The following is a 6674-nucleotide window of genomic DNA, read 5'->3' on the forward strand; positions in this document are numbered from 1 at the left end:
TAAACCTAGTAGTCGTTGTGAGGTTTAATAGAGCGTATCGGGAGCACTTCAATCTAGCGGGAAATCGCAATCTAAGACTAAAGAAACTGTATGTACTGCCGACATAATACAAAGATCTTAGAAAATTTGATTCATGGAGAATGCTTTTGATCTGGTACGGTCTAGAAATCGGTCAGCTGCGGACGTTAAGGAAAATGATGGGGGCTCCACTGGAGTTCGATCCTGTAGATTTTATCGAGCAGACATTTAGCGAGCCCAGCTGCAAGCCAGCAGACGAGATTATAAAGTTGGCAACAGCATACAATGTGCTCAGGAAGCAAGTGCTCGCATCACTTGGCCAGGTGCACCTTGGCTTGACTAATGCTGCAAAGCTTAATTTAGAGAATTTCGCCAGCGATTCTACACCATTAGCATACGAACTACCGTCATACCCTAAAACCGAAGCAGTCAAAAACGCTTTGAAGCTAAAGTTATGCGATGGGACTAATTTGCAGCTGGACCGGATTCTAGACTCCTTCAAGATAAAAGAATGCTATGGATCTAAACCAAGCGGTCAGCTACATGACATCATTAAACTTTACTTTTTGAGTGAAGTTCTCTTTCTTTTGCTGACGAGGACCGCCTCTGCCGTGAGGCGGGGCGACGTTATTTTGATATCTCCGTCTTCGTCAGACATTACAAAGCAGCTCCACCGGAAATGGTTTGCGAATCAATGGGAACAGAACAGCTGCATTGCAAATATAGCTTACCTCGACCTTATTCCCAAGGGAGCAGATAGCTATAATAATTTTCATGATGCAATAGCAATGCTTGGGACGAATCTCGTCGATAAGATTTTCTTCCTGCCTGAAGAGAACCTACCCTATAAACTTGAGCGCAGTGCAAGCGTACAGTGGATTAAAAAGCTTTGTAGACTCGCTGTCCTTTGCATGTGGTGCAAAACGAAAAACGATATGGAGTATGCACCATATGACCTGATTCACAGGATTGAGATTACCAACGATGATATAGATAAAATAAAATACTACTCAGATAGGCAGTCAGAGCCTGACCAAGTATTTGACATTGGAAGCAAAGGAATATCAATAGGTAATCCAAGTATTACTACTCAGCTTAGGCATACAATAAATTTCATTGCGAACGAGATTTCCGACGGCACCTTAAATAACGTAATCGGCAAGTTCTTCGAGAAGGCCTGCGTTTTCAATTACTTCGCGGGTGATGAGGTTCGAGATGACTATTGCGTGTTTACTGGTTTTGTACCGGATGAAGTGAAGGACGAATTACTGAATCCAGATGTAGACCTAATAATAAAAGATATACGCCGCAATAAATATTATTTTACGCAAGTGAAGTATTTTCGGATCGGAGGAAAAGCTTACATCTCTGGCGACATCGATCATCTTGCTTCAGGAAAGCTACACAATGGGATGCGGCAGCTATCTGATGCAAAGTCTGCGCTACTGGACGGCAAGCTAAAGAGCATTCTTGATGAAAAAGGGTTGCATGACTGCACGCCTGATAACTCATATTTTCTTTTGATACATAATGTTTACAATTTCGATTTTACACTATGGCCGCAAGGGATTATCTCGTACGAATGGAACAGCCTGAGAAATATCTTAAAAAATGGAAAAATTCAATACGGCCTGAGCAATCTTCCAATGAACACGTGGCAACACAGCAGCGTGCTACCGCTCGAAGACCCTGATGCCCTCATTGAGCACTATATGAAAAACTCACCCGCCAGCGTGGTCTCTTCTATCGGTACGATTTTTGATGCTGACAATCTTGTCGTACATATGGATCTAGAAGGTACAGAGATTCGATGTCAGGGCTTAGGACTCTGAACTTCAGTAGCGCTAGTAGTAGAGTCTCGTCGCAAACACCGGGCTGCACCGGCCAATGAGACCATCGCTGCAACACCAATTGCGAACTTGTCGATTCAAGTCACTTTGCGGCGATGCTCCTTTTAGCCAAGGGCACATAATTGGCCGCGAGCAGCATCAGCACCTTGTTTGTGATGGCCCTTGCTCCGTCCGAGCGCCCAAACTAACCGGTGACTACGATTGGTTGGGGGGCGCTTAAGGGCCAGCTAGCTGAGATCGCCGACGCGGACATTGCTGCTTTCAAGAAATACTGCGCCTGCGGCTGAAATATTTTTCTTGAAAAAATCGAGGAGAAGACTGGGCGCTCCTCAGCTTCCGAGCAAAGCTAGACTAACCCGTGATGGCGGAAGTAGGTACACACCCATGCCCATCATCATGGTGTGTGTTCCAACGAATCCCTCATTCACCCTGTATCAGCGCGCCAGTCAAGTAGGAGACACGTGCGCATAGAGGTTGAACACCTGGTGCTTTCTCCGAGTGCGACCACGGGCGTGCCCGCGAATGGCCCCAGTTTGGTTAGTCTCTTGGTTTGGTCTCCATCCATGCATTTCACCTGCCTGGACTGATTCTGTGTGATGCGCGCGCGAGATCTCTCTTCACGGCTAATTGTCACGTCCTGTTGCCACAAGGCTTGTGGGACACACCATGTGGCCACATTCGCGAAGCGGTCGAAAGCGGACCTTAGCGGTAGGCCTGTAAGTCTATTAACGTAAAAGGGTAGGTTGCTGCACACAGCTGGTGTCAGTGTCGCCCCCGGTGTCAGGATAGTTGTCGCCTCTCCGATTTTTCCTGAAAAAGCAGATCGGGGGCGGAAAGAGACTGTTCGTGCCGTACTATTCACCGGAACGCAAAGCCGCATTGCTCAAAATGCTGCTTCCCCCCACCGAGCCTGTCGATGGCTGAGGTTGCTCGGCGCGAAGGGGGTCAGCGACATGTCATTGGCCAACTGGCGAGAAAGGCCAGCTCTGAAGGAAATGCAGTGCCCGAGAACACCCCATCGGCCCAGAACTGGGCAGTCGAAACCAAGTTCGCTGTCGTCCTTGAGGCCGCAGGCCTGTCCGAAATTGAACTGGGCGAGTACTGCCGCCGTAAAGGCCTGTACCCCGAGTAAATCAGCGCTTGGCGGCAACACCATCGAGCACAAATCTAGGGAAATACGCCATTTTCAATCTGTCCCACAAGCCTCAGAACAAATTCAGACTCGCAGTGAGTGCTTAACATGTCCAGGGGCTTGCGCCCTCCCAAGCCGATCTGAGGGGGGGGGGTGCAGCCAGATTCTAGCCAAAATCGCGCTCAGAAGTGGTGCTCAAGCAACCGCCAGATGCCCGCAACAGCGCTCAATCCCGTCACGAGTCTTGAGCGGAGCTATGAAGCGTCATGGTGAGGGGAGAACAAAGAGAGGCAGTGCTGTAAGGCGGTATGAGGAGCATTCAGGCTCGTAGGGCCGCTACGCAACGCGCTTGGTGTCATCTAACGCTGCTTGGAGCGCTTGGAGGCCATCCTCTTCAGTAAGGCCAGCAGCTTCTGCTGTTGTGAGGGCCATCAATACCGCTGGGCTCACATTCAGCACGCTTGATAGCTCACAGAACATCGCAATCGTCGGCGATGCCTTTCCTTTTTCGAGCATTCGGACATACCTGTCTGTGGCTGCCGGATGGAAATCTTCCTGAGTCAAACCGTTCCGCATGCGTAGGCGTGCGAAAACACGTCCAAATGCTTGGTTGAGTTCCATTTTTAGGCCCAAAACGGGCATTGGAACGCTTGCAGATTAATCCCAACAGGAAGCATACTTCCGGTTGTGCGATTTGTTCTTCGGCAGTCAGCTTGGACGATTCTTAAGCCGTCCCTGATTCCAAGGGCTGGTTGGTAGATGGCGGCAAGCGTTCTAGCAACGCCGTCGATAGTTTTGCATTGTGGAATGCACGCGTTTGATGCCAGAAGACATCACCAAGGACTGCTGTTGTATGAAGAGAAATAGAGTGCAGGCGTGACGAATGAGATGAAGGGTTTCTTGAGTATTATTAGGGCTTTCTAAGTGCTGGACTCAACGCTGACGTAGCGATGGCTATCACTCTATCAATGGACAAAAGGATTGTTGTATGAACGGAAAGATGAGCATTTCATCGAAATGCTTGGTAGTAAGTGCGCTCGCTGGATTTTGTAGTACATTTTTGGTCGGATGCTCGGATAGCGGAGCAGATGCGAAAAAAGTAGAAAAGAAAGTTGAAGTACAGCAACCACTTAAGAAAACGGAACAGAGTGATGCTGAGAAGAGATTTGCAGCACGTAATCAGCCACGGACTGTAGAGCTGTCCGCTGTAGAGTTGGGTGACCTTTCGAAGTACCAAGATATGTTGAATCCAATGACTGCTTTGCGGATTTACACTGCGCAGCATGCTTGGGATGAGACGCAGGATGACGTGGTCGAATCCGTGAAAAATGCGATTTTGGTGCGTGATGAAAACCCCGACCTCTACAAGTTTAGTTATGACATTCTTACCACGAAAGACACATTCAAGAAAAAGGACTTGAGCGATAAAATTTTCACCATTGTAAAGGACGAGGCTAGTAAGTCCGGATCGAATAGGCTGGTAAAGGCTGTAATTCCTGATCACTTGGCTGCCTATGACTTTGCATCTAAGGGATTTAAAGTGTCCGGCTGCATGTTTTCCGATAAATTGGAATACAGTGCAGAAGAAATGCGAAACCAAGAGAGCTTCAAACGTGCTGCTCCGACGCGCTGCTACTACAACCCTGGGCCAAAAGACTACCTTATCGGTCTCACTGGCGGTTCGAGTGTCTTTTTTGATGTCCCCGATGAAGCTCAGGCTCGGAAGATCGAGGCTGCACGTCCTACGTCAAATGTTGTGGTCTACGGTTACGTAAAAAATATACAGCGTGAAATTATTACTGACCGTTTTGGCCCCAAACACTACGTCTTGGTAGCGCCGCAACGAGTTGACGTGGTGGACACTGCGAGTGGTACGGTTTTACTTTCCAAGACTCTCTGAATTCACTCTAGTCGCCGAGAGGCGTCGCTGACGCCTCTCGCTTGAGCAACAGGAAACTACCATGATTTATCGGTTGGCGCTCGCAGCGGGCATTGCCGCGCTCAGTGGATGTGCTGCGTTACATTCAACAAATGAATGCGAGGCAAATTTCAGTTCAGAAGGGAGCATTGTTACTGGTAAGAAATTTTCGACAACTTCGATGCTGCCTAGCATTTCCCCTAATTTGGCATTTCAGCGGCTGTCAGCAGTGATGCTAGAAGAGGGGTTTCACATTGAGTCATCTGATCCACATAGAGGCCTCATCTCTGCATACCAGGATGTCAACTACAGCAGTAAACGAGCGCCGTTAAATGCCATTGTTGAGGCTGCATCGTCAGGCACGAAGGTTACGCTGGTCTTTGTGGTAGCAGCAGGAATTTACGCCCCGGATATCGGTGCGCGTGGCGAGTTTTGCAAGATTATTAATGCCGTTAATGCGAACTAAATTAATGGTTGTTTCCGGGCGCATATTTTCTATCTGCGTCGTTTAAAAGCTGAGGAATCAGATGGCTAAGCTTGAATTGCTTGAAGGCATTGTGTCGCACGTCAGTCGTGGCACTTCTGTTCACGGAAATATTCAAACATCAGCGGTAACTGGCAATACGAGTGGGTCAATTTCGTCCGGAAATACTTATTCGTTTAGAGTAAATGGACGTCCCGTTGAATTTGCTTTGAAAGATGTGGTTAGCATAGCAGAAGGAGATAATGTACGAGTCGCGGGAGTGATAAAGAAAGGTCACTTGACCTGTTATGCTTTTAAAAACTTAGATACTCAGGCTGAGCATGACTGCTACTCGTTTTGGACTACGGTGGCTGCTTGGTTGATTACGCTATTCGGTATCTTAACGCTTTTTATATTGCTCGGCATTGTGATTGTCATTTGTGGAATTATGATGCTCGTTATTCAGCGGAGAGTGAAAAAATGCATCCGGCTGGTCGCGGAGGGCGAGGTCTTGGCTGCTATTACCGGTCAATAGATTTAAATATGCAGTAAGCTGCCAGGCTGAGACCTTCGGGAATCCCCGAAGGCGGATTGTTACATCTTGAAACGCACGCTTGCTGTTCTGTTTGGTGACTCAGTTGAAATCCTGTTGCAAAACATTGTGATCTGTTTTTTTGAACGCAAGCGATGGACTGATTCGCAGAGCGCGCGGCCGCAAAGATCCGACGACCAGTGAGAGGCATGAGCCTCTTCGCCATGCCTCCAAGAGATTCACGACCGCATCAAAATGTTCGTCACAGTGAAGACAAGGCAGTGAAGCGTAGTACCAACGGATGCTGGCTAACTAGATTTCACTGCAAGCCTTGCGAGTCATTATTACGGTTGTGGAGGTCAGCGAGACTTTGGCATGCGGGATGGGCTATGTATCAACGTGCAATCGCAGTTCTGCCAAAATCCCGGCAACGGTTGGGTTGGTAACGGTGCGAAGGAATGGGCGGAGGCGATGGCTCATGTTGTAACGAGCAAAGTGGAGAAGGCCAACAAGCCCGGCTTCGAAAGCTTCACGCAGAACTGGTTGCTGATCTACGACAATTGGGATGAGCCTGCTCGTAGGCGAGATCTCGCTGACGAAAGCTTCCTTCACATACTGCGGGAGATGAGTATTTTTCAAGCTTTTGACCGGGTGCTCATCATGGATGGGCGCGAGTTGGCCAGCTTCACCGTGGATGCAGTTGCCAGATGCGGATTCCACGGCCATCCGGCCACCTATTCCATGAGCATCCGGCCACTGAT

Annotated in this window: 6 protein-coding genes and 1 pseudogene; 6 read left to right on the plus strand and 1 reads right to left on the minus strand. The window is 48.6% G+C overall.

The features are described 5' to 3' along the window. Positions 1 to 146 precede the first annotated feature (146 nt). Both BK658_RS29245 and BK658_RS30565 read left to right on the plus strand, forming a co-directional pair. A complete protein-coding gene (locus BK658_RS29245) occupies positions 147 to 1850 on the plus strand; it encodes a hypothetical protein (protein WP_148049749.1) in 1704 nt (567 codons plus the stop codon). 864 nt (positions 1851 to 2714) lie between these two features. Further along, positions 2715 to 2997: pseudogene (locus BK658_RS30565) on the plus strand (transposase); the annotation flags it as partial. A 339-nt stretch (positions 2998 to 3336) separates the two neighbouring features. On the opposite strand, the gene BK658_RS29255 reads toward BK658_RS30565, so the two are convergent. Beyond that, the gene (locus BK658_RS29255) at positions 3337 to 3621 is read right to left on the minus strand and encodes a helix-turn-helix domain-containing protein (RefSeq protein ID WP_123585348.1); all 285 of its coding nucleotides are present in this window, start codon (positions 3619 to 3621) and stop codon (positions 3337 to 3339) included. A gap of 367 nt (positions 3622 to 3988) precedes the next feature. On the opposite strand from BK658_RS29255, the gene BK658_RS29260 reads away from it, so the two are divergent. From BK658_RS29260 to BK658_RS29280, 4 genes are all read left to right on the plus strand, one after another. Next, on the plus strand, positions 3989 to 4900 hold the full coding sequence (locus BK658_RS29260; RefSeq protein WP_123585344.1) for a hypothetical protein: 912 nt from the start codon (positions 3989 to 3991) through the stop codon (positions 4898 to 4900). 61 nt (positions 4901 to 4961) lie between these two features. Beyond that, a complete protein-coding gene (locus BK658_RS29265) occupies positions 4962 to 5384 on the plus strand; it encodes a hypothetical protein (protein WP_123585345.1) in 423 nt (140 codons plus the stop codon). 61 nt (positions 5385 to 5445) lie between these two features. Further along, positions 5446 to 5916 (plus strand): hypothetical protein, encoded by a 471-nt coding sequence (locus BK658_RS29880; protein WP_148049750.1) that lies wholly within the window; start codon positions 5446 to 5448, stop codon positions 5914 to 5916. A 372-nt stretch (positions 5917 to 6288) separates the two neighbouring features. After that, positions 6289 to 6674 (plus strand): hypothetical protein (locus BK658_RS29280; RefSeq protein WP_185019923.1); only part of this gene is annotated, 386 nt, incomplete at its 3' end.

This window comes from Pseudomonas brassicacearum, assembly GCF_003732175.1.
Classification (GTDB): Bacteria; Pseudomonadota; Gammaproteobacteria; order Pseudomonadales; family Pseudomonadaceae; genus Aquipseudomonas; species Aquipseudomonas brassicacearum_G.

What these genes read in the sequence shown, in the direction of transcription:
- BK658_RS29255 (WP_123585348.1), bottom strand. Translation starts at nt 3,621, where the DNA reads ATGGAACTCAACCAAGCATTTGGACGTGTTTTCGCACGCCTACGCATG.
- BK658_RS29880 (WP_148049750.1), top strand. Translation starts at nt 5,446, where the DNA reads ATGGCTAAGCTTGAATTGCTTGAAGGCATTGTGTCGCACGTCAGTCGT.
- BK658_RS29265 (WP_123585345.1), top strand. Translation starts at nt 4,962, where the DNA reads ATGATTTATCGGTTGGCGCTCGCAGCGGGCATTGCCGCGCTCAGTGGA.
- BK658_RS29260 (WP_123585344.1), top strand. Translation starts at nt 3,989, where the DNA reads ATGAACGGAAAGATGAGCATTTCATCGAAATGCTTGGTAGTAAGTGCG.